General features: G+C 56.5%; 29 protein-coding genes and 2 pseudogenes. 24 read left to right on the top strand and 7 right to left on the bottom strand.

The genetic code is table 11. The features are described 5' to 3' along the window. Positions 1–441 precede the first annotated feature (441 nt). The gene (locus XM38_RS04125) at positions 442–651 is read left to right on the top strand and encodes a hypothetical protein (protein ID WP_080809479.1); all 210 of its coding nucleotides are present in this window, start codon (positions 442–444) and stop codon (positions 649–651) included. Positions 652–656: 5 nt separating this feature from the next. Then, a complete protein-coding gene (locus XM38_RS25720) occupies positions 657–1,064 on the top strand; it encodes a pepsin/retropepsin-like aspartic protease family protein (protein ID WP_187329268.1) in 408 nt (135 codons plus the stop codon). A gap of 113 nt (positions 1,065–1,177) precedes the next feature. On the opposite strand, the gene ltrA is transcribed toward XM38_RS25720, so the two are convergent. After that, positions 1,178–2,515 (bottom strand): group II intron reverse transcriptase/maturase, encoded by a 1,338-nt coding sequence (gene ltrA / locus XM38_RS04115; RefSeq protein WP_080809480.1) that lies wholly within the window; start codon positions 2,513–2,515, stop codon positions 1,178–1,180. A 651-nt stretch (positions 2,516–3,166) separates the two neighbouring features. Beyond that, positions 3,167–4,701 (bottom strand): annotated as a pseudogene (gene tnpC / locus XM38_RS04110) (IS66 family transposase). 76 nt (positions 4,702–4,777) lie between these two features. Between tnpC (XM38_RS04110) and XM38_RS04105 the strand changes: the two are divergent. The 10 genes and pseudogenes from XM38_RS04105 (at position 4,778) to XM38_RS28625 (ending at position 10,150) form a co-directional block, all read left to right on the top strand. Next, positions 4,778–5,008 (top strand): nucleoside phosphorylase-I family protein, encoded by a 231-nt coding sequence (locus tag XM38_RS04105; RefSeq protein WP_088429152.1) that lies wholly within the window; start codon positions 4,778–4,780, stop codon positions 5,006–5,008. Between the two features lie 61 nt (positions 5,009–5,069). Next, positions 5,070–6,527 (top strand): IS66 family transposase, encoded by a 1,458-nt coding sequence (tnpC, locus tag XM38_RS04100; protein WP_080809482.1) that lies wholly within the window; start codon positions 5,070–5,072, stop codon positions 6,525–6,527. A gap of 44 nt (positions 6,528–6,571) precedes the next feature. After that, positions 6,572–6,946, top strand: coding sequence for a 5'-methylthioadenosine/S-adenosylhomocysteine nucleosidase family protein (locus XM38_RS04095; protein ID WP_080809485.1), 375 nt, complete (start codon positions 6,572–6,574; stop codon positions 6,944–6,946). Positions 6,947–6,991: 45 nt separating this feature from the next. Further along, the gene (locus tag XM38_RS04090) at positions 6,992–7,306 is read left to right on the top strand and encodes a DUF433 domain-containing protein (protein WP_080809488.1); all 315 of its coding nucleotides are present in this window, start codon (positions 6,992–6,994) and stop codon (positions 7,304–7,306) included. Then, positions 7,303–7,650, top strand: a complete 348-nt coding sequence (locus XM38_RS04085; protein WP_080809491.1) for a DUF5615 family PIN-like protein — start codon at positions 7,303–7,305, stop codon at positions 7,648–7,650. Before XM38_RS04090 ends, XM38_RS04085 begins: the two co-directional genes overlap by 4 nt. A 10-nt stretch (positions 7,651–7,660) precedes the next feature. After that, positions 7,661–8,212 carry a hypothetical protein gene (locus XM38_RS04080; protein ID WP_080809494.1) on the top strand — a complete coding sequence of 184 codons (552 nt, stop codon included), beginning with the start codon at positions 7,661–7,663 and terminating at the stop codon, positions 8,210–8,212. Between the two features lie 646 nt (positions 8,213–8,858). Further along, on the top strand, positions 8,859–9,104 hold the full coding sequence (locus tag XM38_RS04075) for an AbrB/MazE/SpoVT family DNA-binding domain-containing protein (RefSeq protein ID WP_080809496.1): 246 nt from the start codon (positions 8,859–8,861) through the stop codon (positions 9,102–9,104). After that, a pseudogene (locus XM38_RS04070) lies at positions 9,091–9,482 on the top strand (PIN domain-containing protein). Before XM38_RS04075 ends, XM38_RS04070 begins: the two are co-directional and overlap by 14 nt. Before the next feature lie 93 nt (positions 9,483–9,575). Further along, positions 9,576–9,812, top strand: a complete 237-nt coding sequence (locus tag XM38_RS04065) for a ribbon-helix-helix domain-containing protein (protein ID WP_080809499.1) — start codon at positions 9,576–9,578, stop codon at positions 9,810–9,812. Beyond that, positions 9,812–10,150, top strand: a complete 339-nt coding sequence (locus XM38_RS28625) for a type II toxin-antitoxin system PemK/MazF family toxin (protein ID WP_256995525.1) — start codon at positions 9,812–9,814, stop codon at positions 10,148–10,150. Before XM38_RS04065 ends, XM38_RS28625 begins: the two co-directional genes overlap by 1 nt. Before the next feature lie 91 nt (positions 10,151–10,241). On the opposite strand, the gene XM38_RS04055 is transcribed toward XM38_RS28625, so the two are convergent. Beyond that, on the bottom strand, positions 10,242–11,414 hold the full coding sequence (locus XM38_RS04055; protein ID WP_080809504.1) for a transposase: 1,173 nt from the start codon (positions 11,412–11,414) through the stop codon (positions 10,242–10,244). Positions 11,415–11,937: 523 nt separating this feature from the next. On the opposite strand from XM38_RS04055, the gene XM38_RS04050 reads away from it, so the two are divergent. From XM38_RS04050 to XM38_RS04025, 8 genes are all read left to right on the top strand, one after another. After that, positions 11,938–12,912: an NAD(P)-dependent alcohol dehydrogenase gene (locus XM38_RS04050; RefSeq protein WP_080809588.1), complete on the top strand. Its 975-nt coding sequence runs from the start codon at positions 11,938–11,940 to the stop codon at positions 12,910–12,912. A 141-nt stretch (positions 12,913–13,053) separates the two neighbouring features. Next, on the top strand, positions 13,054–13,182 hold the full coding sequence (locus tag XM38_RS27420) for a hypothetical protein (protein ID WP_256995524.1): 129 nt from the start codon (positions 13,054–13,056) through the stop codon (positions 13,180–13,182). Between the two features lie 20 nt (positions 13,183–13,202). Next, the gene (locus XM38_RS26775) at positions 13,203–13,739 is read left to right on the top strand and encodes an NAD-dependent epimerase/dehydratase family protein (protein WP_225889178.1); all 537 of its coding nucleotides are present in this window, start codon (positions 13,203–13,205) and stop codon (positions 13,737–13,739) included. Continuing rightward, positions 13,733–14,179: an NAD-dependent epimerase/dehydratase family protein gene (locus XM38_RS26770; RefSeq protein WP_225889177.1), complete on the top strand. Its 447-nt coding sequence runs from the start codon at positions 13,733–13,735 to the stop codon at positions 14,177–14,179. Before XM38_RS26775 ends, XM38_RS26770 begins: the two co-directional genes overlap by 7 nt. A 61-nt stretch (positions 14,180–14,240) precedes the next feature. Further along, entirely contained in the window at positions 14,241–14,552 is a 312-nt protein-coding gene (locus XM38_RS04040; protein WP_080809508.1) for a DMT family transporter, read from the top strand. A 129-nt stretch (positions 14,553–14,681) separates the two neighbouring features. Further along, on the top strand, positions 14,682–15,614 hold the full coding sequence (locus XM38_RS04035) for an NAD-dependent epimerase/dehydratase family protein (protein WP_080809510.1): 933 nt from the start codon (positions 14,682–14,684) through the stop codon (positions 15,612–15,614). A gap of 30 nt (positions 15,615–15,644) precedes the next feature. After that, positions 15,645–16,058, top strand: a complete 414-nt coding sequence (locus XM38_RS04030; protein WP_080809513.1) for a cupin domain-containing protein — start codon at positions 15,645–15,647, stop codon at positions 16,056–16,058. A gap of 128 nt (positions 16,059–16,186) precedes the next feature. After that, positions 16,187–17,155: an RNA polymerase sigma-70 factor gene (locus XM38_RS04025; protein WP_080809516.1), complete on the top strand. Its 969-nt coding sequence runs from the start codon at positions 16,187–16,189 to the stop codon at positions 17,153–17,155. Here the strand turns inward: XM38_RS04025 and XM38_RS04020 are convergent. Continuing rightward, complete coding sequence (locus tag XM38_RS04020; protein WP_080809519.1) at positions 17,152–17,538, bottom strand: nuclear transport factor 2 family protein; 387 nt, start codon at positions 17,536–17,538, stop codon at positions 17,152–17,154. The two genes, XM38_RS04025 and XM38_RS04020, sit on opposite strands and share 4 nt — an antisense overlap. A 383-nt stretch (positions 17,539–17,921) precedes the next feature. On the opposite strand from XM38_RS04020, the gene XM38_RS04015 reads away from it, so the two are divergent. Further along, positions 17,922–18,143: a hypothetical protein gene (locus XM38_RS04015; protein WP_080809522.1), complete on the top strand. Its 222-nt coding sequence runs from the start codon at positions 17,922–17,924 to the stop codon at positions 18,141–18,143. Here the strand turns inward: XM38_RS04015 and XM38_RS04010 are convergent. Next, positions 18,115–19,860, bottom strand: a complete 1,746-nt coding sequence (locus XM38_RS04010) for a peptide ABC transporter substrate-binding protein (protein ID WP_088429150.1) — start codon at positions 19,858–19,860, stop codon at positions 18,115–18,117. The genes XM38_RS04015 and XM38_RS04010 overlap by 29 nt on opposite strands. A gap of 615 nt (positions 19,861–20,475) precedes the next feature. Between XM38_RS04010 and XM38_RS04000 the strand changes: the two genes are divergently transcribed. The 3 genes from XM38_RS04000 to XM38_RS28620 are packed head-to-tail and all read left to right on the top strand — an operon-like array spanning position 20,476 to position 21,386. Then, positions 20,476–20,670: a hypothetical protein gene (locus tag XM38_RS04000; protein ID WP_088429148.1), complete on the top strand. Its 195-nt coding sequence runs from the start codon at positions 20,476–20,478 to the stop codon at positions 20,668–20,670. After that, complete coding sequence (merF, locus tag XM38_RS03995; protein ID WP_080809527.1) at positions 20,654–20,875, top strand: mercury resistance system transport protein MerF; 222 nt, start codon at positions 20,654–20,656, stop codon at positions 20,873–20,875. The genes XM38_RS04000 and merF overlap by 17 nt, the downstream gene beginning before the upstream one ends. Positions 20,876–20,927: 52 nt before the next feature. Continuing rightward, positions 20,928–21,386 (top strand): putative iron-sulfur cluster-binding metallochaperone, encoded by a 459-nt coding sequence (locus tag XM38_RS28620; protein ID WP_088429146.1) that lies wholly within the window; start codon positions 20,928–20,930, stop codon positions 21,384–21,386. A 204-nt stretch (positions 21,387–21,590) separates the two neighbouring features. Here XM38_RS28620 and XM38_RS03985 read toward each other — a convergent pair whose 3' ends face one another. Both XM38_RS03985 and XM38_RS03980 read right to left on the bottom strand, forming a co-directional pair. Beyond that, the gene (locus tag XM38_RS03985; protein WP_088429144.1) at positions 21,591–24,290 is read right to left on the bottom strand and encodes a CHAT domain-containing protein; all 2,700 of its coding nucleotides are present in this window, start codon (positions 24,288–24,290) and stop codon (positions 21,591–21,593) included. A gap of 22 nt (positions 24,291–24,312) precedes the next feature. After that, complete coding sequence (locus XM38_RS03980) at positions 24,313–26,214, bottom strand: ShlB/FhaC/HecB family hemolysin secretion/activation protein (RefSeq protein WP_187329267.1); 1,902 nt, start codon at positions 26,212–26,214, stop codon at positions 24,313–24,315. Positions 26,215–26,231 lie beyond the last annotated feature (17 nt).

The following is a 26,231-nucleotide window of genomic DNA, read 5'->3' as shown; positions in this document are numbered from 1 at the left end:
TCGAGGGAGGTAATGCTGATCAATTACAAGTTAGACCGACGATTCAGATTCTCAGCGATTGTTTTTTGTTCTTTGGGAAATTGATGATGAGAAAAGAACTCGAACCACAGTTTGTGCTTCTTGCGGGGGCAATAATTTTTCATGGAGGCTTAACATCTCAGTCAAATTTATGGTTTGGCGTAATTTGTGGAGGTATCTTCATAATTGTCGCTTTTCTTTCGTCAATGATAGAGACCTATTTTAGGGTGACGGAACGTAATAGAAATCGGCGTTGAAAACATAGAGTTAGACCGTGAAAGCCAAAACCTGTGTAAGGAGGAGGAACTAGATATTTCTCTGTAGTATTGAAAAATCGCTGAAGGTTGCTCGGTGTCCGACCGAGCCAGCACAAAATTGGCTAGACTTGAAGAGCTAACAGTTTTTTATCCTAGACATTGAAAAATGACTCTTATTGATGTTCTTCCCGCCATTCGACAACTCTCTATCACAGAAAAACTTAAGCTGATTCGGATTTTGGCAGAGGATCTAGAAGCAGCAGAGGATGTCTCGCCCTTGGAACCCTTCAAAACCTATGATTTGCCGACCCCCTACAACAGCTTTGGGGCGGGCGCTACGTTAATGCAAGCTTTAAAGTCAGCGGATCAGGCTTAATTGTCATGCGTTTCCGCTATTCCACCACCGATACCTCCCAGAACGAGTTCGATAGTCTTCCACGGGTGCCGCTCATTCTTCGTCGCGAGGGGCGTACAGTTGAAGCCCTCGGCCTGGTTGACAGTGGCGCAACCGTCAACGTTATGCCTTATGAACTGGGTCTACAGCTTGGGGCCACCTGGGACGACAGCAGAGCAATCATTCAACTGGCAGGAAATTTGGGCAACCAACCAGCTACACCATTCTCCGCGATGGTTCAAGTTGGAGATATCGCTCCAGTTCAATTAGCCTTTGCTTGGACTAAAGGCCCCAATGCACCATTGATTCTAGGTCAGACGAACTTTTTTGTGGAGTTCGACATATGTTTTTATCGCTCTAAGATGGAATTCGAGGTTAAGCCCAAGTCGCCGTAAACGGTCTAAATCGGGATAGGGAGAATCCTCACGAATCCCCCCTCCCACACCACCCTGCAAGCGGGTCCGCACAGGGCGGTTCAGCATCAAGGAGCAAACACTAACCTGGGTTGTTAAATGTAACCCTGGGCTTTCATCCAAAGGTCACGTATCGACAACAATCCTTGCTTTGCTAACCACTCATTGGTCATCCCCGTTTGCGTTGCCAGCGTTCGCGACAGGTGCCAATAGCCCTTACGGCTAATGCCTGTCCGAATCGCATGACGCTTATCCGTCCCCAATTCCAGGAGCTTCTGAATGCGCGTGCGCGGTCGACGCCACTGTTTCCAGTAACACATCCGAAGGCGACGCCTCAGCCATCCATCGAGATCCGGTATCGAGTGATAATACTGCGAGATGCCAAAGTAACCCATCCAGCCTCTCAAGTACTGGTTCAATCGCTCCAGGCGATGGGCCATTGAGACGCGCCAACTGCGGGCCGTTAGCCCTTTCAGTCGGTGTTTAAAGTCTGCAAAGGCTTGGTCCGACCAATAGACTCGGATCCCTCGAAATTGAAATCCGAGGTATTCCAAGTCATGGACATTCACTACCTGGGACTTTTGCCGATTCACCTTCAGCTTCAGCTTTTGGGTCAGATATCGACTCACAGAAGCCATGACCCGCTTGCCTGCCCGCTCACTTCTGACCAGAATGACCAAGTCATCCATGTAGCGCACAAAGCGGTGGCCTCGCTGCTCCAGTTCCTGATCTAGTTCAGCCAACAAAATGTTGGCGAGCAGCGGCGACAAGGGCGACCCTTGCGGGGTTCCCCATGCCGTTGCCTGGATGATGCCGTCCACCATGACGCCAGCTCGTAGATAGCGGCCTATCAGTTTCAGAAGCACTTTGTCGTGCACCTTGCGTGAAACGCGGGACATCAGCACATCATGATGAACGGTATCGAAGAATTTCTCTAAGTCCAAATCCACCGCGACGCGATAGCCCTCCTTCAGATAGCCCTTTATCTGGGCAATGGCTCCATGAGCCGAGCGTTGGGGGCGACTGCCAAAACTTGACTCGGAAAAGCCGGGGTCAAAGATTGGCGTGAGCACTTGCAGAATGGCTTGTTGAATCACGCGGTCGACCACACAGGGCACACCGAGCAATCTTTCCCCTCGACCCCCTGGTTTGGGTATTACCACCCGCCGCACGGGTTGAGGGTGGTAAGTTCCATTCCACAAGGACTGACGAATGGTGGGCCAATGCTCGCGGGCATAGCCTGGAAAGGCTTCCAGAGACATCCCGTCACTGCCGGGTGCTCCCTGGTTTGACTTCACTCGTTGCCATGCCTTCTGCAGATTGGCTTTCGCTACCACCTTCGCCATCAGGTTGATGTCTAAGGCTGGCTGCATGACCGTGCGCCAGACCGTGTCTCCCCTATCCAGGTTCATTGATACGTCTGAGTCCGTCATGGCTCCTCCTTATTTGACACTGTTCGGTCCTTCGCTGCCAACGCAGCTACTATGACCTCGGCTGACTTCTGCCCAGTTCGCCTCACGTTGCCGTTAGCCGCGCTGCCTGAGTTGCCGTAGGATTCGGTGGGTTGTCCAGCCCTTTCGGGATGGCCCTCAGTCCGACTTCCCTAGCGCCCCTGGCTGCACCTGGGCAGACCTCCCCGGATAAGACCGTGAACTGTCCCTGCACAACCGCGCCATTTACCGTGTTCCCTGAACCAGAGGGCTTTGTCTTGTGTGGCAGACTCGCCCCAGGAATCTCGGCCTTCTATGATGTTTCTGTCCGTCGGCTCGCAGCTTTGCCGCTGGCTTCCTCCAGACCCTCCCTCGCGGAAACGCCCTTGCCTTAAGCTAGTCGTTGGTGTCTCTCGGCTCCAATTAGCTTTCGAGCATTTGGACACTGGTTCTCCGACAGGGGACTTTCACCCCATTAGTTCACGCCCGTGCCGGGCGTACCACCTCAGCGCAGCGGACGGTCTAAAAGCTCTGGCCAAGCCGCATAGGTCACCTACCGCCGCTGGCTTTCACCGTTAGCCCTCTGAGTGATTTGTGCAGGCGTAGTGAAAGATTGTTGGTCGAGTCTTTGAAACCGTAATCGACCAGTGGGTATTAAGCCGCAAGTGAGTCCCGCTCTTGTGTATTAGGAGTTTGCGGCAATAATGAAGGAGCCGGTTTCCCCTCACGGGCTGCCCGACAGGCCTCAGTCATGTACTCGAGGATACTGCGATTTTGAGAACGTAGTGTTGCTATCACCGTCAGCATTCGAGCCACAAAGGTACTGCCGGCCTTCGTCTGGGAGCCAAAACTAATGCCTCTCCAGATGACCGCTGGTCGCAACGCTCGCTCAGAATCATTATTAGTCGGTTCCACCCCCTCCACTGTGATAAAGAGCCAGAGGGCCGGTTCCACCGTTAATAAGCGTTGACAGGTGCGCACCGTTTTCGCCAACGGCGTCTTCTCTTTAGGGCCGATGGCATAGCTAGCGCCTTCGGTGAGCAGGGCCTTCACCTGCTCGCGAATCGGCTTCACCGCCTCGATAAACTGTGGACGCGCTAAGGTGCCATCTCGAACCTGATACCAGAGCTTAAATAACGCCTGTTCTTGCTCGAGCAGCGCCTCACCTAAACCTTGAGACACCCCTGTGCGCTCGGCAATTTTGGTGAAGTCTCGTTTCAAGTGCGCCCAACAGAGCTGCCGACGCTCCAAGGCCACCCAGGTGTAGGCGCTGTGGCGATCTGAAATCAAAATGCCATCGAACGTTGCGCCTAAGAGGGCCTGGGCGGACTGTTGGGAGTGATGGAGAAACACCTCAAAGACGCTCACCCAGGGCGTCACCACCACCCAGAGCCAACCTTGACGTCCCTCAGGATTGTGACCATCCACATTGCCTTGGGAAAAACTGGTTTCATCTGAGCCCACAATCGGTTGTTGGCGAGCATAGGTCTTGGCGACCTCGACCGGTTCAGCCACCGCCTCGCTGGCTTGTTGGCGCAGATTATTGACACTGCCCAGGGCTATTGGGAGGCCGAATAAATCGGCCATGGCCTGTTGCACCAGGCGCTGTGAGGGCGATACAGACTACTGAGCACACCGACCGTAGCGACGACTCGAGGCCCATAAACGTGACTAGAAACACCGGTTGGCAATTTGGCACGAGTCCGATGACCACACTGGGGACAGACCCGTTGGTGCAAGCGATATTCCTTCACTTGAGGGACGACCGGTGGCATCTCCACGGTTTGATGCCGATAGGGATTCGGGTCTTCTCCGCTCAAGGCCGCACCACAGTTGGCGCAGGTCTCGGGATAATGATCGCTGATAGTCTCACACGCCTCAGGCGCAAACAACCGGCGATGGTGGCCGGGATGGCCGGGGTGACCGCCTCGGCCTCGACCTCGGTTGCGGCGACGACGACGGGGCTCGACCTGCGGCGGGTCGGATGACGGGGGTTGCGATGAGTTGGTTGAGTTCCGGTTGAGTTGCTCTTGCAGCAACTGCATCTGCGCTTGCATGTCCTGGTATTGATGCTCTAACTGCACCAGGCGCTGACTCAACTGGCCAACCAGTTGCTTGACGCTGACTGGAGTGCGCTCCCAGTCTTCTAAAGGAATTCCCTCTGGCTGATTGAGATATTGCTCATCCATAGTTCCTTAAATTACCAGAGGATGACCATGGCCGGATTTCACATTCCTTTACGCCTCACGTGAACGTTTACCCAAATTGAAACTTGCCCTGATTGACTCGAAGAGTTACCCCAACTCAAAATTTTGGATCTGCGCCGTAATCCCTTACCCTTTCCACCTGCAAATTCTCGGTGATTTAGTCATTGGAGAGAGCGTTTATTACTTTGAACTCGGTAAATTGACCCCTAAAGGCAAACTCGAAGAACCTGAGCAAATTCCTGCTGATGAATGGCTTTTGAACCTGGCAAAAGCGGTTCCTAAAAGGTAATTAGTCACCGCAACAAGACCCACCTATTGCGAAACAGGCAAAAGTCGGTAGAGTAGAGGACATGAAAAAGCCACCGCAGCCAGAGCCAACCCTCTCCGAGATCGACCCTGAAGAGCAAGGGGCGAGGTACGGGTACGAGCGCTATTGCGAGCAACGAGCGGAGACAGAGCGCCTGACGCAACGGGTGAAAGAGCTCGAGGAGCAGTTCGAGACCCTGAGCGAGAAGCTCAGGAAGCTAACCCGGCGGACCAGTGAAACCAGCTCACAGCCGCCATCCTCTGATGGCCCCAAGAAACCGAAGCGGGATCAGCAAAAGTCCCAGCGAAAACGAGGCCCCAAATACAACCACCCTGGCACGACCCGCCATGGCTTTGGTTGGATTGACCACAGCGTGTTACTCGACATGCAGAGTTGCCCGATCTGCGGCGGTGCAGTGGAGCGCCAACCCCAAGGGACAAAGCGACAGCAAGTGGCCGAATTAGTGCCAGAGCTCGTCGAGATTTGGGAGTACGAGCGACCGTTGTATCGGTGTCCCGCCTGCGAGTGGCAAGGCTATCAGGACTTGCCGCTGGGATGCCGGGAGGGGTTTAGCTATGGCGGCCGCTTGAGTAGTGTGGTGGGTTGGCTGGGGTATGGCGGCAACTTATCGTGGTCAAAACAGCGCTATGTGGTCGAGAGTATCTTCGGGATTCCGATGTCTCAGGGGAGTTTGGCGAAGCTGCATCAGTGGTTTTGCGAGGCCTTACAACCGGCCTATGAGCACTGGTGGAGCTGGATTCAACAGCCGGGGGTGCGCTGTGTCGATGAGACCAGTTATCGCTTGAACGGGGTGAATCATTGGCTGTGGATTGCCACCGCCCCCGAGTGCTGTGTGCTGTTCTTTGCCCCTACCCGCAGTTCGGCAGAAGTCAACGCGCTTTTGGGAGGCGAGTTTGCGGGCGTCCTCAGCAGCGACTGCTGGTCCGCCTACGGGCCGCAATCGGCCGCCGCCAAGCAGAAATGCTGGGCCCACATTGAGCGGGACTTAAAGGCATTGACAATCTCTCGCTTCCCGGAAAATCGAGAGTTCGCCCAGCGCATCTTGCCGATTATTCAGACCGCTCGGCAGGCCCACCGGGACTATCATTGGGGTCAATTCAGTCTCGGCGAACTCCAAGCGCTGCGGCCGATTGTCGAGGCAGAATTAGCCCATGTGCTTGAGCACCCCCCCAACGGGCGTTGGACCGCTGATTCTCAAGCCTTGAGCAACCGGTTTCGTCGCTATTGCTCAGACTGGTTTACCTTTCTCTCTCAGCCTGAGGTTAACCCGGACAACAATGATGCGGAGCGAGGCCTACGGCCGGTGGTGATTCATCGCAACGTCAGTGGCGGTGCCCGCAGTGAGTGGGGGGCTCAGCTCGTGGCGATGATGGTCAGCTTCCTCGAATCGATGCGCCGTCAGGGTGAAAACGCGGTAGACCAGCTCTTTGAGCTCCTCGCCTCATCAGGGTGCTCGCCTCCTGTTCTGTTACCAGGATAAGTCTGGGTCGTCAGAGGCTTTCTCATTAAGCCTCTACTATTGCGGTGACCAGTTACCCTAAAAGAAAGTTTCCCATTCTTGCTGAGCGACCTAATGATACTGGAACTTACCCTGGAGTCGAGATTGGTGTTATTGCTTCCGGAGACAACGTCATTGCCGATCCCGACGTGCGAGATAGGATTGCTGCCTATAGCCGAAGAATTCGGGCAATTGAAATGGAAGGATATGGTGTCAGCAAAGCGGCATGGGATCAACGGATACGATGTCTTATTGTCCGTGCCTTGTGTGACTATGCGGACGATACTAAAGACGGCACTAAAGACAAGCCCTGGCAACTTTACGCAGCAGCAGCGGCAGCAGGGTTCATCAAGCATCTATTGATGTTTGATGTATCGGAGGAGGAAGCAGGTAACTCCTGAGATTCAAGAATTCTGATTAGTCCACCTCTACTCCCGCTAGTTATCATGACTCTCACTACTACAGACTACAAATATATTCAAATTAATGAAAATGGAATTCCGGTTATCGCCGATACTACGATGAAGGTGATCGAGTTGATTACCTCTGTCAAAGCCTATGGCTGGAATCCCGACGAACTTCACGCCAACTATCCCCATCTTTCTATGAGCCAGATTCATTCTGCCCTGGCGTATTACTGGGATCACAAAGCAGATATGGATGCTGAAATTGAGCAGATCGACCAGTGGGCAGCCCATGCCCGTCAACAGGTAGGAGAATCAGCAGTCGCTCGGAAACTACGGGAGCAAGGATTGCTGTGACGATCGCGCTCTATATGGATGAGCATGTGCCGCTGGCAATCACGGAAGGATTACGTCGTCGAGGAGTTGATATCCTTACGGTTCAAGAAGATGATCGCAGGGGTTATCCTGATCCGGCTTTACTTGATCGGGCACTGGAGTTAGGGCGAGTCCTATTTTCGCAAGATGAGGATTTCCCCATTGAAGCATCACGTCGTCAAGCAGAAGGAATTGACTTTGCCGGAGTGATCTATGCTCGCCAAACAGCAGTATCGGTAGGTGATTGTGTTCGAGACTTGGACCTGATTGCAAAAGTCGCCGAACCAGAAGATTATTTCAACCAGATTCAATATCTTCCGTTGTAAGGTAAACGCAATGGCTGACAATAAATCTCCACTGCTAGAAGTTTATTTGCAAGAATATCAGCGGCTCAAAGACGAGCAAAAAGCCCGCATCGGTTTTCGAGATAACTTGCTGTATGTCACCCTTGGTCTATTCGGCGGTATTCTTTCCTTTTCTCTGGCAAACAACAATTACTATGCCTTTTTGATTATTCCCTGGATTTGTCTTATTTTAGGATGGACATATCTGGTTAACGATGAAAAAATTACGGCACTAGGTCGCTACATTCGCTACACGCTGGTTGAAAAGGTTAAAGAAGAAGCGGGACAGGGTGAGATTGATTCAATTTTTGGCTGGGAAATTGCTCACCGCAGCGATAACCGTCGCCATCGCCGCAAACTGCAACAACTGGTTGTGGATGAGTTGACGTTTGTTGTTTCGGGTATCGCTGCGATCGTTGCCTTTTGGCTGCTAGTGTCCCAAGTTCATTGGGGAATTCAAGTGTTGTGCTGGGCAGAACTGGTGTTTCTGATATTTCTGGGGATTGAGATTGTGATCTACGCGGACCTGGCGAAGGGCAGGTAAGAAAGGAAAAATCAAGAATCAGGGAGTGAGCGATCGTTAGAGGGTAGTTGCGAGGGCTAACAAATCGATGGAGCCGACCGCCGAAAGGTTATGTGTCGGGTGCTTTGGGTTATCTGCGGCGGCTCATCTCAATCGTTAGCTAGCTACGCATAGAGCTTTTGCACTAATTCCTGAGAGTGTTCTGACCTATATTCCGCAGGTTGCTTTTAGTTTTCAGTTGTGCATCTGATTTCAGACTGCCGGAGCCATTGAAACCTCGTTAGATGAGTCTCAATAATTGAGCTCTCTCAAGGTTGCGAAGTGTTAAGGCGGGAGCATGACAGCAAATTCGGCTCTAGTCTGAGACGATTGCTAGGCAAGGGCTTCAAGCATTGACCTTTTCTATGCACATCCAAAAAAGACTGTCAACCTGCGGAATGTCGGTTCTGATTTTTGTGTAACCCTCGGCTCTGGGCACGGAAAATCAAGGGTTCCAGGCTGGTCGAACCCAGTTTGCTGAACACTCCCAATTCCTTAAAATACTGATATAGCGGTTCCCGGACGGATGAAGTACGCAGGAGCCTTGCTACACAAGCATTACGGGAGATATGTTGTACCTCACTCGAGTGAAAACCGCTATATAAGCTCAATTACAGGTATTCTATCCATGCTCAGCACAACAGTTACTGACACTGGACAAATCACCATACCGGAAGAAATTCGGCAGCATCTTAAGCTGACCAGCGGCAGCAGAGTTGAGTTTGTGATTGATGAAGATGGCGAGGTGAAAATCTTTCCCCTCAATGTTGCTGTAGAAACCCTGTCCGGCATTCTGCATCGGCCCGGTACCCAGCCAGCTACCCTCGAAGATATGGATGCCGCCATTTCCCAGGGAGCCAATGATTGGGCTTGATACCAACATCCTGGTACGCTACCTCACCCGCGATGACGAACAGCAATGGCAACAAGCTGCCGATCTGATTCAGCAAAACCAACCCTGCTTCATAGCAAATATCGTTCTCTGTGAATTGGTTTGGGTGCTCAGAGGGGCCAACTACCGTTTTCAGAAGAAATTATCAGCGTTCTGGAGACCATGCTCCATAGTGCTGCGTTTGAATTTGAAAACCGTTCAACTGTGGATCAAGCCCTCCAGCGATACAAACAGGGCAAAGCAGACTTCTCTGACTATCTGATTGGAGCAGCATCGCGTCAGGCAGGTTGCAGAGAAACCGCCAGCTTTGATGGCAAGCTGAAAGGTGAGAAAGGATTTCGTTGGCTTGGGACGTACTGAAAGGCTATCTGCTGATATCTAAGGATGCTCATTCTTGCAGCCCTGGTATAACTGAGGTATAACCGAAGAATAGAACTTTAAGCTAAGGTCGCTATGAAAACTGCAATTTCACTTCCAGATGCAGTCTTTGAACAGGCGGAAGTACTTGCTCAGCAGTTAGGGGTGTCACGCAGTGAGCTTTACACAAAAGCGCTACAGGCATACCTGAAAAGGCACAACCGTGATCAAATCTTGCTCAAATTGAACCAAGTTTACGCTAAAGAGTCCTCTGAACTTGATCCAGTTATGGCAAGGATGCAGTTTATGTCTTTGCCCCACGAGGATTGGTAATGTATCGGGGAGAAATTTGGTGGGCGAACCTACCCGATCCAATGGGCTCAGAACCTCGATATCGTCGTCCCGTCTTGGTGATTCAGGATGATACTTTTACCCAGAGCCAGATTAGCACTGTTATCGTCGTTATTATCACTTCAAATATTCGGTTAGCGGAAGCACCAGGCAATGTACTGTTACCGCATGGGGTATCGGGTTTGTCGAGAGATTCCGTTGTAAATGTCTCTCAAATTTTCACGATCGATAAGACGTTTTTGGTTGAGTGTATTGGTTCGCTACCTAACTACTTGCAGAAGGAGATAGATGAGGGTTTACGAACAGTTTTGTATCTCTAGCAAAGTCAGCTAACAAGTCGAAGGAGCGGCGAATATCAGTTTCTTGCTTCGTTTCGATATGTCTCATCGCCCTGACTGCCTGACACATCTTTTACTCTAGTCGGCAGGATAGAGAGCGGATGCGAGAGAACCAGATTTGGTCGTAATAGTCGTGCTCCGCTTTTTTGGAGGCAAAACAAGGCTCTGGGTCACGGACTAACAGCGCTATCGGCTCTAGAAGCTGTCGTCCTTTGTGAACGACTCCCTTAAGCCAGCGCAATCCAATCTTGAGGTAGCTGAGTCCGCGCCGCCAATGAGGGTCTACCTGCTGCCTAAGGCCTTCAATCTGAACCGCCATGCCAGTGGTTGTTCCATAAAGCAGTGCAATAGCGGCCACTAGATAAAGTCGCTCAAGGGCTACCGCTGAGCGGATTCGGGAGTCTTCAATCTCGAAAGCTCCTGATTTGCTATCCAAAAACAGCTCCTCTACTCTGAAACGCAACGCGTAGCGCCAGAGCGTCTGCAAGGTAGGCGGTTCATCGGTGATGACGGCCCAAGGCTCTTTGACGCCTTTAAGCGTCGCCAGCACGATGTTGCACTGGTGGGAGCCATCCTGCCACAGCCTGACATTTCGATAGAAAATCGCCTCGCCTTTTGGCGGCCACAGATATCTCACTTCAGTCGGATAACGCCTTGGCCCGTGCAGCAGGACATCGCAGGGCACTCGCAAGCAGTAGTGCCAACTGCTCGCTTGCAACCAACTCATCAAGTCGTGGTTGGCAAAGCCTCGGTCGGCCAGCAGCATTAGGTTCGGGTACTGCCTCAAAAGCCACCGGGCACGGCGCAGCAAAGGGCGGTATTCTTCAAAAGCCACCGTTGCACTGCCATGCTCAAGCACTCGCCACAGTAGCGGGACTGCTCGTCCGCAGCACACCACTGACAGGTGAATCATGCAGTATTGGTTCCACAGCACCGTTGTATCGAGTGCCAGATACAGCCGCTTGCCCTCCCACTGCCTCAGCGTCAGCAGCACCAGCGGTAGGTAGAGCTGATTTATCTCAACGAGCCGGTTGCCGAAAAATCGATGCCACCGCCGCTCGAAGCTTTGCGCTTTGTTGGCACGGCTTATCACGTAGGACTCCCAAGCAGGTGGGCTCAGCTCACCACTACAAATCAGGGCGGTGACCATCCAAGATAGGGCTTTGATATGGCGCAAGTCCCGGTAGTGGCTGTATTGACGCAGATAGTGCAGCAGTTGATCATAGAGCTGGGTAGAGCTTGGCATGTCGCTTTGGCCGTCAGTGTGGTAACTACAGCCTCGCACACGAGCTCTGCCTATTTCCTCTTTGTCCTGATATGACTACCTTTCAGCTACTTCTGTCAGGCACTCAGCTCATCTCTGACACCATTTCTTGCGTCGTTTGCTAGGAACATTTTCATGTCAGCGTCGGTTGTAAGTCCATGAAGCACTCAATGACGTCGAATTGTCGCCCTACTACCACCTGATCTACCAAGACTGGGAATCGAGCATCGAAAGGCAGGGCTCCCAACTCGCGAAGCTGATCCGTGAAAGATGGGGCGAAAACCCCAATTCTTTCTGGCGATCCGGCATTAGGAGAAGCCAGTTTTCGTCCATATTTGCCTTTCACCCTTGGTGTTCAAGAGAAAACTGTCGCCACAACAGGTCTACTGAATACTGGGGCAAGTGTAAATGTATTGCCCTATCCTGCAAGGGTGTGTTAGTTGCAAGCTCAAATAGCCTCATGCAAGTAGCGAGTCCCACTGCTCTGGTTCCAGGAGCCCAAACGATGAAAGCGATCGCACAGACCGAGTATGGTTCCCCTGAAGTGTTGCGGTTGGAGGAGGTCGATAAACCGGTGCCCCAGGATGATCAGGTGCTGATCCGTGTCCGGGCTGCTTCTGTGGATGCTGGTGTCTGGCATCTGATGCGGGGCACCCCATTCCTGATTCGCCTCATATACGGCGGGTTGCGCCGACCAAAGCAGCAAATTTTGGGGAGTGCGATCGCAGGTGACGTCGAGGCGATCGGCAAGCATGTGACCCAGTTTCAACCAGGCGATGCGGTGTTTGGGGACTTGTCGGAATCCGGATTCGGCGGCTTTGCGGAGTATGTCTGTGCTGCTGAGTCAGCCCTGGCGCTCAAGCCTAGGAATCTAACCGTTGAGGAAGCGGCCACGGTGCCGGTGTCTGGCCTGGCGGCGCTGCAAGGGCTGCGGGATGTGGGGCAGTTGCAGGCGGGCCAGCAGGTGCTGATTGTGGGAGCTTCTGGTGGCGTCGGGTCGTTTGCGGTGCAAATTGCCAAAGCCTTTGGCGCAGAAGTGACGGGTGTTTGCCACAGCTCAAAAGTAGACATGGTGCGATCGCATGGTGCCGACCAGGTCATTGACTACACCCAAACGGATGTCGCCCAAGCGGGGCAGCAGTACGACCTGATTCTGGATGCGGCAGCTTTTCGTGCCTTTGCTGACTATTTACCGGTATTGAAGCCGGGCGGCACCTACGTCATGGTGGGCGGCTCTACTCCCGATTTCTTTCGGGCGATGCTGCTCGGTCCGGTAGTGGGCAAGTGGCGCGATCGCTCGGTGAAGTGTCTAGCTTCGCAGCCCCAGCAAGCGGATCTGCTGACCTTGAAGGATCTCCTGGACACTGGCAAGGTGGTGCCGTTCATCGATCGCATCTATCCCCTCAGCGATGTGCCTGACGCGATCCGTTACCTGGAGCAACGACGGGTGCGGGGAAAAGTGGCCATCAGCATCTGTTGACGAGTGAACCCTTGGGCTGGCAGAGACCTAACCTGGAGTATCGCCACTCGCTCACTGACCGCACGATGCCAGAACTAGTTTTGCCCTGGCACTCTAGCCACGGCCCTGGCGACCTCCTAGAAGGGGAACCGATGCCAGCTTGTGCCCTACACCCTGCTGCGATCGCACTTCATCTCCAAGCCCGACGATGCCTCAATCCTGAATGGGCTGTTGGGCACAGAAGTCCTACTCTTGGGAATTTTTGCACTCCTGCTAGGGCTCAAAAAATAGCGGTAAAACGGGCTGGATCAATGCCGCAAATCGCAGGGGCTTGGCGGTGTGAGCTGCCCAATCACGCTGCGGCAATCGCTGGGATCACGCAATCGGATCATGGGCCGAAGCTATTTCTAACCAGTGCCACCGGCTATATTGGCAGCGCTGTGGCGACGGCCTTGCAAGCCCGTGGTTATCAGGTCGTTGGGCTAGCCCGTTCTGAAGTGTCGGCTCAGAAGCTGGCGAGTCGTGGCGTGGAGCCTGTCCGTGGCGATTTGACGAATCCGGCTAGCTGGCAGCAGGCGGTGGAGGCATCCGAGGGTGTGATCCACACGGCTGCCAAGCAGGGGGATATGGCCGCGGTGGATGGCTCGGTAGTGGAAGCGATCGTGGCGACGTTAGCAGGCACTCAGACGCCGTTCGTCTACACTAGCGGGATCTGGGTAATGGGCAATACCGGCGCCCACCCCGCCGATGAGATCGCCCCGTTGGCTCCCCCTGAGATTGTGGCCTGGCGCCCTGCCGTGGAAGAGCGCGCCCTGGCGGCGGTGTCCCGGGGGGTAGTTCGGTGGTGATTCGCCCGGCCATTGTATACGGCCACGGCGGTGGCCTCATTGCCATGCTGATCCAAGCCGCTCGCGAGGCTGATGCAGTGCCGATCATCGGCCAGGGCGAGACGGTGTGGCCGTTGGTCCATGTTGAGGATCTGGCCCGCTTATATGAGCGAGCTGTCGTAGAGGCCCCTGCTGGCACGGTGCTGATTGGTGCCGGGGAGCATTTATCAGTGCACGCAATTGCCGCGGCGATGGCCTTAGTGGTGGGGGTCGACGATCGCCGCCAGGTCCTGACTTTGGCTGAGGCCCGACAAACTTGGGGAGCCTTGGCTGATGCCTTGGCCCTGGATCAGCGGGTGTCTAGCGATCGGGCGAAAACGCTACTCAACTGGACGCCCTCGGCTCCATCGCTGTTGGCTGAACTGGCCCACGGGTCCTATCGGCATGCGATCGCAGCTTGAGGTTGCCATCTACCAAGGGCCTCCTGGTGGATAGTCTGATCCCCAATTGCGAGTACGTACTATGCACCGTCAACCTGTGAATGTAACCACCGCCTGGCTCCAGCGCTATCAACCCTGCCTCTATGGCTCTCTGGCGCTGTTGGCGGGTACCGCCCTACCGATCCAGGCCAGCATGAACGCCTATTTAGCCACCACCACTGGGTCTGTCCCATTGGCGGCTGGTATCTCCTACGCCGTCGGCACAGCGGCCTTATTGCTATTGCTGGCGACCGGCCTGTTTGCACCCCCCAGCTGGAAAGCCCTGACTCACCTGCCTCCCTGGAATTTCGTCGGTGGTCTTGTCGGGGTGAGCTACATCATGTCTAGTACCTAAATCACCGGCTCCTCCCAGAAGTCAGATCCCTGCCTTCGCACCGCAGATACTCACCTCAGACAATGAAAGATGTCACAGATCGCCTCCCGATTTCGTCTTCTGGAGTGAAGGCAATGAAGGAGAGCGAAGATGAGAGTATTTGTGGCTGGGGCCACCGGGGCGATTGGGCGACCGCTGGTGGCGCAACTCATGCAGGCCGGTTACGACGTGTTTGGCATGACGCGCTCCCAGGAGCGAGCCCAGGCAGTCGGCGACCAAGGGGCGACGCCGATCGTGTTGAATATTTTCGAGGCCGAGGCGGTGGACCAGATCCTGAAGCGCCTTCGCCCCGACGTCGTGATTGAGGAACTTACCTCCCTGCCCCAGACCTATACCCGCCAAGCCATGCAAGCTGCTGCAGCAACCGATGCCCGCACTCGTCAACAGGGGGGCAGGTATCTCCAAAACGCAGCGGCAGCCGCCGGGGTGCGTCGCTATATTATTCAGTCCTGCGGCTTTTGGTACGCCCCTGGAGACGGGTTAGCGAGTGAGGAAACTCCCTTGGCGTTTGTGGGGCCCCCTGCGATCGCAACGGGCACTCGCCTGTATGCCAATCTGGAACAGCGAGTGCTTGCGGCTGACACTTTAGAGGGGATTGCCCTGCGCTATGGCTTCTTCTACGGCCCCGGCACCTGGTATGCCCCCGATGGCAACATGGCCCAACAGGTGCGGCAGCAGCAGTTCCCGATCGTCGGCGATGGCGCAGGGGTGTGGTCTTGGATTCACGTGGACGATGCGGCGGCGGCCACGGTTGCCGCCGTGGAGCGGGGTGCTCCTGGCATTTACACCATTGTGGATGACACGCCGATGGCCCTGCGAGACTGGTTGCCTGCCTATGCCCACTGGTTGGGGGCGCCCCCGCCTCTGTCGGTGTCAGCAGAGGCTGTCCAAGATGCGGACACGGTGTACTACGCCACGCGCCTCCGGGGAGCCGCCAATGTGAAGGCCAAGCAGGCACTGGCATGGCAGCCCCGCTCCTTGGCCTGGCTGACTCCCCGATCCATGGCAACGACAAAGAAATAGCTCTGAAACTAGCTGATTCTGGAGGATACTATGAATCGCCGAGAACTGCTGCACGCCAGTTTGGCTGGACTGCTTACCCAGTTGCTGCTGCCGGCCGCTGATGCCGCTGAGACCTATCGCGAGACCCTCATCTTTCAACAGGAGCTGCCTGCGGTTAGTTTGGAGGATTGGACGGTTCGTGTCGTGGCCCTGGAGTTTCCAGCCGGGGGAGCACCGACGCCGGCCCATCGCCATCCTGGGTTCGTGTTGGGATATGTGTTGGATGGCGCCGTCTGGTTTCAGATGCAAGATCGGCCCAAACGCCGGCTCTCGGCGGGGCAGGTCTTCTACGAGCCGCCGGGTGAGATTCATGTGACCACCTACAGCGCCAGCGACACTCAACCCGCCAAGGCCATTGCCTTGGTCTTTGGCGCCGCCGATCAGGCGCTGACGCTGCCTGTGTAGCAGCTGCCATCGCTTCAGGTGGTGACGGGCCAGAGGCTCAATCCATAGCAGCTATCCGGCCGATGTGACAGGGAGCATCACCCTATCACGGCGATTGAAACTATGGGGACAGGGAGGCCCACCCTCTGATGGATCAACCGGATCGACTGGATGCATTCAGGCAATATCGGCCCTTGCTGTTTGCGATCGCATACCGCATGTTGAGCAGCGTCGCCGATGCCGAAGACATGGTGCAGGAAACCTTTATCCGCTGGCAGCAGGCCTCAGATGGGGCCATCCACTCCGCCAAGGCCTATCTCTCCAGCATCATTACCCGTCTCTGCATCGACTACCTGCGCTCCGCCCGCGTTCGCCGAGAACAGTATGTCGGCACTTGGCTGCCAGAGCCAATTTCCACGCCAGCCACGACCGACCCGGCCCAATCTGCCGAGTTGGCCGACACCCTTTCCACGGCGTTTCTACTCTTGTTAGAAACCCTCTCTCCGGTGGAGCGAGCCGTCTTTTTGCTACGGGAGGCGTTTGACTACGACTATGACACCATCGGCACCATCGTCGACAAACGGCCGGAAAACTGCCGTCAGATCGTCCGCCGCGCCAAGCGACACCTGTCAACTCAGCGGCCCCGGTTTGAGCCCTCGCAGCAACGTCAGGAACAACTCGTCCACCAGTTCCTACGGGCCTGTCATGCCGGTGACTTCCATGGATTGATGGCCTTACTGTCGGAAGATATCACCATCGCCACCGACGGCGGCGGTAAAGCCCGCGCCATTCCTAGACCTCTACAGGGCGCAGCTAAGGTGGCCAGGTTCTTGCTCACCATCCGCAAGCAAAAGCCGGCAGACACGATCTATCAGATTCAGGGGGTGAATGGACAGCCAGGTATTCTCACCTACGTTGATCGTCGTCTGTTTAGCGTGGCCACCTTCGGCTTCGACGCCGAGCACATTCGCGCCATTTTTATCGTCAATAACCCGGACAAATTGGCCTGTGTGGAGGAGTCTCTCGACGGGGCTCCTCGCTGCCGACGGGATGCAATTTCGATTCCTGGGAGCCAAGATGCTCCAGAGGCTGTCAAAACACCTGGGATGACTCACTAGCGTACCACTGGACTGCCGTGGTGGTGTACTAAATACCAGCGGCCGGCCATGCGCTCGAAGATATTGGTGGCCATGGATTTGGCTTCTAGGCGATCCTGGCCGATCTGGAGCACCTTTTCTACCAGCACCACATAGGCCAGATCCCCAGAGACTTCTACGGAAATCACGTCGATGTCGATTTCCAGGTAGCGGGTGTTTTTGAAGATCTGCTGCCAGGATTGGCGAATCGCCTCCCACCCCTGTAACGCCGTCCGCCCCGGATGGACGCAGAGGCTACCGATCCCCTGGGACCAGATGGTCGCCATGGCCTCTAGATCCTTCTTTTCGAAGGCCCGATAAAAGGCTGTATTTGCCTGCAAGACACTGTCGTGATCGCCAGCCATAACCAATCTCCCTGCTAAGATACGAGCAGCCTATGTCCACCGTCCCCTTGGTTTGGCTCATCCGATGGTGTCCTACCGAGGTGGTCGGTAGGGATCATGGCTGAGGTTATGCCAAGTTCAACTCCACCTCTGGAGCTTTCCCTCTGGGGAAAATTTTAAGTCTGGACTTGACCGCGGTTAATCCCAAGTCCGACTCGAGTTCTTCAAGTGTCCTACTAGTACTCTGTGGCAGAAATTATGCTTCTATTGACTAGTGTGGAAAGGCTGCATTTATCAGGATTTCCCTTTCTGCCTTCTGCCTTCCTACTTCTGCCTTGGTGTACTAGTGACTCTCTAGGTCTGGACTTGAGCACGGTTGATTCACCCCTGGGCTTACATCTTCCATGCTAAGGCTCGAAAATCTCTGTAAGGCCTATGGTGGTCGTCTAGTTTTACAAAACTCTCAGCTTGGCACCGAGCTAGGGCTTCGGCTGCCCCAGGCCCTACCGGTGGTTAAACTACTGGCCTGCTTCGAGGGCCTGCCCATCGACTTCATCGCCCGCCAGCCGATGCGGTTGGAGCAGGTCTATCGGGAGATTACCCATCCTGACGACGCCAATGTTTGATATCCCAAGTGCTGGTATCCCAAGGGGTAGGGCTGACCCCCACCAGGCTGGCGTGGATGGCATTGGCTGAGGCTCGATGCACTAGAGGAATAACGGCGACCTCTTCCACTAAGAGAGCGTCCATTTGGTTGAACAGGTCCGTCCGCGCCGCCCGATCCAGCTCCTGCACGGCGGCCTGCCAGAGCTGGTCATAGTCGGCGTTGCAGTAGCGGGCATTGTTGGGCAACTGCCAGTTGTTAGCCTGGGAGGCGATGTTGTCGCAGGTCCACCAGCCCATGTAGGTGCTGGGGTCGGGGCTGTCGTTGCCGGTGGTGTAGAGCTGCAGGTCGCTGTAGAAGTGGTTGAGGCTATCGGTTTCCTCTGGATCGCTGGAGAAGAAGGCGTCAACCCGCACCCGCTTGATTTCCACCTGGAAGCCAACGGCCTCTAGCTGCGCTTTGATCAGAGCCTGGGTCTGTTGCCGTACCGGATTCACCGGCGCCTGAAACACCACCTGCAGATTATTTCCGTCCCGGTCGCGAATGCCATCGCCATCGCTGTCTTGCCAGCCCGCTGCCGTCAACAGGGCCTTGGCTTGCTCTGGGTCATGGCGGTGGGGAATCGCCTGATTGTATCGAGCCGGAGCCACCAGGAGTTGATTGACGGGGCGACCGAGGGAGCCGTAGAGCTGGGTTGCGATCGCATCGCGGTCGATGGCATAGGCAACGGCCTGGCGCACCCGGGAATCGCTGAAGAAAGGATGGGGAATCTCAGGATTGGCCCGTTCGCCCTCCTCGGTGGCCACAAAGGGATGGGCAAAGTTGAGCATCAGCCGTTCCACAGAACTGCCGAAGAGGGTGACCACTCGCCCCTGGCCGTCTTGTTCCAGGGCCTGCAGCTCCTGGCCATCCACCTGCAGATTGTAGGCAAAGTCAGCCTCCCCGGTCTTCAGCACCGAGCGGGCGGCGGCATAGGGAGCCAGACCCGCCTGCAGTGCCACCTGTTGAAAGGCGGGCTCCCCATCCCAATAGCTGGGGTTGGGCTCAAACAGCACCGTGCCCCCGCCGAAGCTAACCACCTGATAGGGGCCGGTGCCCACCGGTTGCAGATTGGCCTCCGCCTGACGCACCTGGGAATCCTCGAGCTCTGCGAAGATGTGGCGCGGCAGGATCAGGCCGGTCTCGCCGGTAAAGGGCACGGCCCAGGCGGGGTTGGGCTGGGTGAAGGTGACCTTGACCGTGTGGTCGTCGATGGCTTCTACCTTGTCTACCCGATCGTAATACTGGGCCGTGGCCGCCGCCACCTGGGGATTGCGAATGAACTCGAAAGTGAACACCACATCGGCAGCGGTAAAGGGCTCGCCATCAGACCACTGCACATCCTGCCGCAATTGCCAAGTAACTGAGCGGCCATCGGCAGCCACCCCCCCGTTCTCGGCGGTGGGGATCTCCGCCGCCAGGAACGGCACCAGCTGCCCTTGAGCGTTGTAACTGGCCAGGGGTTCGTAGACGATGCGGGCCGCCTCGAAGTCTTGCACGCCGGTGGCCAGGTGGGGATTGAGGGTCTCAGGGATGCGACCGTAGAGCAGCCGTAGTTGGCTCAGATCTCGCGCTACAGTGGTCGGCGTCGAGGCCGACCCGGCCTCTGGCGGCTGCGGGCGACAGCCCCCCAGGGCCATCAGCCCTGCCACCAAAATGGCAGCAGCGACCCCGCTTATCTGTTGCCTGCCCGTCGCCATGGAATACCCCTGCTTACAATGGTGGTTGAGTCATTGGGATCGCGATTATCGTCACCATCACAACGTGTTGTGCGATGGCGAGCCAGTCAGCTTAGGACATTGCTGATCGCCTAATTGCCTAGTCTAGGGAAGCTGACTGGCTACTACTATATATATCGCTGCAATCACCGTAACGCTCCCAGGTGGTTTTGGGCATCACCCGGGGATGGCATAATCGACACACCATCAGCCATGGGGCTGCGAAACGTTCCCTTAGGGCTCGATAGAGGAGGCTTGCCGCAATAGCTTAGAAGCCGAGTGGTTTCCTGAGTCAGTTGACAACGCTCAGGCACAGCGTTCAGACAGGTGTTTCAGGAAAGTGCTTGACCTTGAAGTCAAGTATAAGGTTTAGGCTGAACTCAGAGTTCAGGAGACAAGCAAAATGTCTAACCGTATCGTTGAAGTTTTTACCGCAGGATGCCCTCTGTGTGATGAGACCGTCAAGCTCGTTCGAGCGCTAGCCTGCTCGAATTGCGACGTGCAGATTTGGGATTTATGCACAGCATCTGCACCGGATGAAGGTATTGAAAAAGCAGCTCAATACGGCATTCATCGTGTTCCCTCTGTCGTAGTCAGATGAAGCAACATCTTGCAGAACTCGATCAACACATTCAAGATATGCTGACCCTTCGCCGGGAGTTAACGCATCGATATGAGCATATTGAGGCCGTAATTTCTGATTCCATTGAAGCCCTTGATGAAACCGTTTGTAACGGGAAAGTCTGTGGCTTGATTGAGCAGGATAATGAGCAGAATGAACCCCAAAAATAGGTTGATTGCCAGCCTGATTGGAACAACCGTGGTTGCTCTTTGTTGCTTTACGCCGATTCTGCTGGTGATGTTAGGTGCTTTGGGGCTAAGTGCCTGGGCCGGATATCTGGATTATGTCTTGCTCCCTGCACTAGGAGCCTTCGTAGGACTCACCCTATGGTCATACTGGCGATATCGCCGCCATTGCCATAACCAACCCGACTAGCTGTCCGACTAACCGTCCGACTAACCGTCCGACTAATTGGAGGAACGTTGCCATGGGTCCGTGCTGTGATTCATCGTCGTCCCAAGACGCTGTGTATACTTGTCCTCAGAACCAGCAGCGAGGCAAGCCAGTGCACCTTATCACGCTGAAAAGTTTGCTCACACCCTCTGCTCTGGCACGCTTGGAACCCCAAAGGCAATATCGCTTCTGTGATGCTCCAGATTGTCCGATTGTTTACTTTTCCAATCAAGGGGATACCTTCACTACTCAGGATTTGGAAGTATCTATCTTTCAAAAAGATCGTGGGGATGAAGTCTTGGTCTGTTATTGCTTTGGCTGGAGCCGGCAGCGCCTCCGCAACGAGCGTATATCGACGGGTTACAGCACTGCAATCGAAAGCATTACAGCCCATGTCAAAGCAAACCGTTGTGGCTGCGAAGTAAACAATCCTCAAGGATCCTGTTGTTTGGGAAATGTCCGACGAGTAATTCAGGCAAGCCAGCAACCATGACAATTTGGTGAAATTCAGTATTTGCTGGTTAGCTTACAGCGTTTCTGAATCTAGTCAGGTGTGAGGATAGCCATGAAACCCTTGACCTCAGGGGATAAGCTGTACCTCACCCAGAAAGGAAATGCTGTAGGACATAGCTGATCGCTCAACTGCCGATTCTTCCGAAGTCTTTTCTAGGCAAGGTATCCATCAACTGTTTAGGTATCACAACCAATTGCCTACCAGCACAAAGGCCGCCCAGTAATAGGGATGACTGTAGTCACCGCTATGCAGCAGGCTCAATTGGGCCTGGCGAATGGCTTCGGCCTTGGTGGTCTGGGTCTGGCTCAAGGTTTGGTAGAACTGGCCCATTAGCTGAGCCGTAGCCGGATCGCTCACCTGCCAGAGGGTGGCCAGGGTGCTGCGGGCACCGGAACGAATGGCAATCCCGGCCAAGCCCAGCACCGCCCGATCGTCCCCGGCAGCAGTTTCGCAGGCACTCAACACCAGCAGCTCTACGGGACGCTGGCGACTCAATTCGCTGGCCAGGAGCAGATTGCTGAATTCATCGGCGGTGAGTTTGTCATCCCAGGTGAGCACGTAGGTGTCTTGCAAGCTGGAGCTGAATTTGCCGTGGGTGGCCAGATGCACGATGGGAGCGGGCAGGGTGCCCACCTGGGTCTCGAAGTTATTGACGTTAAAGTCTTGGTTCAGCAACACGTTGCTGGGCAGATACTGCTGAATCGTCTCGACTTCTTGCTCCACGAAGGGCAACCCGCCCAGATTCTCTCGAGCCGAGGCCTCCCCCACTTGGGAGAGACCGGCGGCGATGACGCTGAGGTCGCCGTGGGGTAGGGGCCGGGGGTCCAGTAACTGGAGTCCTGGGGTCAATGCGATCGCATAGTTCTCCAGCAAATACTGCTCCCCGTCGTGGAGCACGGCCATGGGCACATCGCGCAGGCGACCATCCAGCACAAATACTAGGGTCTCGGTATTGGCGGCTTCCAGAGCCGCTTCTGCCGGGCGGATCAGCCAATCGTAGAGTTGCTGGGCCGGGGGCAGCAGGGGCGGCACCGCCCCAGGGTCTGGTCGCACCTCGACGGATCGGGTATCAGATCGGGAGTCAGAGACGGCCTGCTGCAATTGCTCCAGAGTCTGCTGGAACGCCTGGGGATCAATCGACACCGGAAAATGGGTGAACTGCCGATCGGGCAGGCTGATCACCACATCCAGGCGATTCGGCAAGATGATCGGATACAGCACCGCTGCCTGAGTGTCCAGCTGGTCGATCTCCACCGTTTCGGCGCTGAGGCAGGCCTCCCGGAAAAAGTTATCCAGCTCGGCCAATTGCAACGACTCGATCACTTCCCGGGCCTGCTTCAGCTCGGCCTGGCTGGGCTCCTCGCTGTCCAGCAGTAGGGTCACCAGCTCCCGATAGATGGGCTCAACGCTCTGTTGGAAAGAATACTGGGCCTCAGAACTCACCGCCACCACGTCCTGGCGCACGGCCTGCAGGGTGTCGACCGAGGCGCTATAGGCCTTGATGGCGGCCCGGCGGTCTCCCTGGGCCAGCTGAATTCGCCCCAGCTGCGACTGCAGCCGATAGACCACGGCGGCGGCGTTGTGGCTCTGGGCCAAAACCAGGGCCGCTTGGGCCAGGTCGGCGGCAATGTCCCACTGCTGGGTCTGTTCGTAGAGGGCGGCCAGTTCCCCCAGGGCATAGGCCTCTGCCTGGGCATGCCCCAAAGTTTGGGCCTGCTGCCGCGTCGTCAGCAGTAGGGTGGCGATCTCCGTGGTCGGGGGCAATTTCTTGTTGAGTACGTACCAGAAGGGGGCTGGGGTCTGCTGTTGGGTCAGGGCCTGGGTCGTGGCCTGGCGCAGGGCCACTAGGTGGCGGCCGAAGTCGATGCGGGCGTAGAGGCTGGATCGTCCCGGAGGCAGGGCCTCGATTAGATCCCACAGCGGTGCCCCCAGGCGATGGGCCTCTAGCCATTGGCCCGAGGTGATCAGCAAATCCAGCTGCTGCAGCCGGGCCTGCAGCTGGGGCAACGGCGATTGGGCGGTGGCAAAGGCCTGCTCATAGGCAGCCAGGGCTGCCTCGGGACGACTCCGGCCATCCCGTAACTTGGCGATATCCCCCAACCCCCGCTGGGCCAGGCTAACCGCATCGGGCAGCTGTAACCGTTGGGCCATGGCCAGGCTGGCCTGCAACTGTTGCTCGGCCTGGGTGAGGTCGCCGGTCACCCGCAGGGCGTCTCCTAGGGTACGCCGGGTAATCACGGCGGTAAGACTGTCGGGTTGGGAGGCCAGTTCGTCCCTGAGCCGCGAGAGCACCTCCAGACTACGGCGGTAGAAGCCTGCCGCCTGTAGGGCCTGGCCTTGGCTGAGGCGACTGGTATGGGCCTTTTTCACGGCTCCGGCCTGCTGGTAAGCCCTGGCGGCATCAGCCCAGCCCAGGGCCGCCTGCTCCCCTTCCCCTTGGGTAAACCAGAGCCGCGATCGCACATCCAGGGCACTGCCCAAAGCCAGCCAATCCGCTGCTGTACGCCCCTCCGCAGCCACCGACTCCACTAAGACCAGGGCCTGGGTACTGGTGCGCTGGGCCAGGGACCAATCCCCCCCCTGTTGGGCGGCTAAGGCGGCATTGGTGAAGAGGGTGGCCGCCCCGAGGATATCCCCCCGGGCTTCATAGGCGGTGGCTGCCTGCTGAAAGTGAGCCGCTGCCGCCAGAAACTGGCCCGAGTCGTACAGATCCCGAGCCTGCTGCTCCAGGGTCGTGGGCGATGTCCCCTGCACCAGGGCCGGCTCCACCGGTGTGACAGGAGCCGTGGCCATGCCCGGTTGCACCAGCAGCAGCAGTGCCATCAGGGCTAGCAGCAGACGGCGTCCCCATCGCCATTGTCGTGACCGAAACCAATGTGCCATCGGTGTCTACCTCCCCATGCCCCTACCACGTCGGCCGATACACCAGCGAGAAATACAAACCATTCTCCTGCAGGGAATCACCAAAGCTATCCACCGACACCAGGGGAATGCCCCAATCGACTCGCGCCGTGAGATTGGGTTGCTGCCACAGGAGACCGACCCCGATCGCCGCTAAAAAATTGTCCTCTGGAGTCTGACGGTTGTTCCAGCCGGCGCCGACATCGAAGAAGGGGGTCACCTGCAGCAGTTGGTCTCCCAGGGGAGTGCGATAGAGGGGCAGGCGCACCTCCGCCGAGGCCGAGATGCCACGGTCCACCAGTAGAAAATCCTGGCGGTAGCCGCGCACACTGGTTTGGCCCCCCAGGCGGAACTGCTCGGCTGGCAGGAGACTGCCCGTCCCCCATTGGGCATTGGCCTGCAGCAACAGTAAGGTATCGGGGGCCAGCAATCGCACCCACTGGGCTTGGCCACTCCAGGAGAGGAACTGGTTGTCGGGGCGTGGTTCCTCCAGGGTGGGGTCCAGACTCGGCCGGGCTTCATCCTGCACGGTGCCACCCAAGACGTTGCCTAGCCCCAGACTCAGCTGGGAGCGAAAGGCCAGCACCTGCCGTTCCCCTTGCCGCACCCAGTCGGTAAACAGCCGCAGCGCCGAGACGGTGGACACGCCATTGTCATCGGCCCCAATGGCGGGGAAGGGCACGGATTGGCCGAACAGGTTGCCCAGGAAGTAGGCTTCGCTCTGCTGCCGGGTGAAGGTGGCGCCGATGGCCCACTCGCGCTCGGGGGTGCGCACCAGGGGCTGGCGCCAGGTGGCTTCCACGAAGAAGGAGCGGGAGTCGATGTCGAGCAGCTCCAGATCGCCTTCCAACACCTCGCCCAGGGAGCCGCCCAGGGTGAGCTCGACGGTGGCATTTTGGGGGTTGACGAAGGTGCGGTATCCCAGCTTGGGCGGTGTTACTGCCGTCACTGTTGCCCACACTGAGCTGCAGCCGATCGCCCCGGCCACTGAAGTTGTCTTCGGTGAGTTGCAGCACCTGCTGAAAGCTGCCGACGCTGGGGGTACGGTTGTTGTTGAGATCCACCGACAGGCTGCCAGTCTTGGCCTCGTCGACGGTGATGCTGAGCAGGCTGGTGCCGGGTTGCGGCCCGGCTGAGAGTTCTGAGGAGATGCGCGCCGGATCAGGGGGTCGAGCTGCAGCAGTTGTAATCCTTCCAGCAGGCGCTCGATTTGCAGGGGAGCGGTGGCATAGGGAGCGATGCGGCTGCTGACATAGTCAGCCCGTAGGCGCTGGTTGCCAGTGACTTGGACGGCCTCTAGCCGACCTTCGATCACCTCAATCCGCACCACGCCCTCACTCAGGGTCTGGGGCGGAATGATCGCCGCCGAAGTGATATAGCCTGCGCTGGCGTAGAGATCGGTGATCTGCGATCGCACCTGAAACAGTTCATTGAAGCTGAGGGGCCGGTTAGTAAACGGCGCCGTCACCGCCGTTAACTCTTCCTCGGTAAAGACGGTGCTGCCCACCACCTCAAACCGCTCCACCACCACGGTTTCCGGCACCTCCCCCGGCACCGGCGGCGGTGTCTCCGGAATCGGCTGCTGGGGTTTAATTAAGTCCTCTGGTGGCGGTAGGGGCGGCGGCAGCTCGAACTCCGGCAACGGCTCTTGAGACGGGGGTCGCTGCTCGAAAGGTAAGGAGTCTAAGGGATCGCTTTGGGCCAGCCACAGTCCTTCCTGGGGAGCGACCCATATCCTTACAGAGGGATGTTCCGATGCCGGCAGCCGCCTGGATTTACGATCTGCCTCTGGCGGCCCAGACTCCAGCAGGTCGTGACTATCCGTCGACCAGCCCTGATGATCCGACAGGGATACCTCAAAGCCATAGCTTGCCGGAGCCACCGCCAGGGCAACGACGGTACTCAACAATCCCGCCCCTAGCC

This window comes from Halomicronema hongdechloris C2206, from assembly GCF_002075285.3.
GTDB classification, from domain to species: Bacteria; Cyanobacteriota; Cyanobacteriia; order Phormidesmidales; family Phormidesmidaceae; genus Halomicronema_B; species Halomicronema_B hongdechloris.
The sequence above is the reverse complement of the archived record's forward strand: the minus strand, read 5'-3'. Positions and strand labels throughout refer to the sequence as shown.

Coding starts and splice junctions, on each gene's coding strand:
- XM38_RS25720 (WP_187329268.1), top strand. CDS start 657: ATGCGTTTCCGCTATTCCACCACCGATACCTCCCAGAACGAGTTCGAT.
- XM38_RS28625 (WP_256995525.1), top strand. CDS start 9,812: ATGTATCGGGGAGAAATTTGGTGGGCGAACCTACCCGATCCAATGGGC.
- XM38_RS28620 (WP_088429146.1), top strand. CDS start 20,928: ATGGGTCCGTGCTGTGATTCATCGTCGTCCCAAGACGCTGTGTATACT.
- XM38_RS04035 (WP_080809510.1), top strand. CDS start 14,682: ATGAGAGTATTTGTGGCTGGGGCCACCGGGGCGATTGGGCGACCGCTG.
- XM38_RS04055 (WP_080809504.1), bottom strand. CDS start 11,414: ATGCCAAGCTCTACCCAGCTCTATGATCAACTGCTGCACTATCTGCGT.
- XM38_RS04030 (WP_080809513.1), top strand. CDS start 15,645: ATGAATCGCCGAGAACTGCTGCACGCCAGTTTGGCTGGACTGCTTACC.
- XM38_RS04080 (WP_080809494.1), top strand. CDS start 7,661: ATGGCTGACAATAAATCTCCACTGCTAGAAGTTTATTTGCAAGAATAT.
- XM38_RS04065 (WP_080809499.1), top strand. CDS start 9,576: ATGAAAACTGCAATTTCACTTCCAGATGCAGTCTTTGAACAGGCGGAA.
- XM38_RS04050 (WP_080809588.1), top strand. CDS start 11,938: ATGAAAGCGATCGCACAGACCGAGTATGGTTCCCCTGAAGTGTTGCGG.
- tnpC (WP_080809482.1), top strand. CDS start 5,070: ATGAAAAAGCCACCGCAGCCAGAGCCAACCCTCTCCGAGATCGACCCT.
- XM38_RS04020 (WP_080809519.1), bottom strand. CDS start 17,538: ATGGCTGGCGATCACGACAGTGTCTTGCAGGCAAATACAGCCTTTTAT.
- XM38_RS04090 (WP_080809488.1), top strand. CDS start 6,992: ATGACTCTCACTACTACAGACTACAAATATATTCAAATTAATGAAAAT.
- merF (WP_080809527.1), top strand. CDS start 20,654: ATGAACCCCAAAAATAGGTTGATTGCCAGCCTGATTGGAACAACCGTG.
- XM38_RS04040 (WP_080809508.1), top strand. CDS start 14,241: ATGCACCGTCAACCTGTGAATGTAACCACCGCCTGGCTCCAGCGCTAT.
- XM38_RS26775 (WP_225889178.1), top strand. CDS start 13,203: ATGCCGCAAATCGCAGGGGCTTGGCGGTGTGAGCTGCCCAATCACGCT.
- XM38_RS04125 (WP_080809479.1), top strand. CDS start 442: ATGACTCTTATTGATGTTCTTCCCGCCATTCGACAACTCTCTATCACA.
- XM38_RS03985 (WP_088429144.1), bottom strand. CDS start 24,290: ATGGCACATTGGTTTCGGTCACGACAATGGCGATGGGGACGCCGTCTG.
- ltrA (WP_080809480.1), bottom strand. CDS start 2,515: ATGACGGACTCAGACGTATCAATGAACCTGGATAGGGGAGACACGGTC.
- XM38_RS04010 (WP_088429150.1), bottom strand. CDS start 19,860: ATGGCGACGGGCAGGCAACAGATAAGCGGGGTCGCTGCTGCCATTTTG.
- XM38_RS04015 (WP_080809522.1), top strand. CDS start 17,922: ATGCTAAGGCTCGAAAATCTCTGTAAGGCCTATGGTGGTCGTCTAGTT.
- XM38_RS04075 (WP_080809496.1), top strand. CDS start 8,859: ATGCTCAGCACAACAGTTACTGACACTGGACAAATCACCATACCGGAA.
- XM38_RS04025 (WP_080809516.1), top strand. CDS start 16,187: ATGGATCAACCGGATCGACTGGATGCATTCAGGCAATATCGGCCCTTG.
- XM38_RS04000 (WP_088429148.1), top strand. CDS start 20,476: ATGAAGCAACATCTTGCAGAACTCGATCAACACATTCAAGATATGCTG.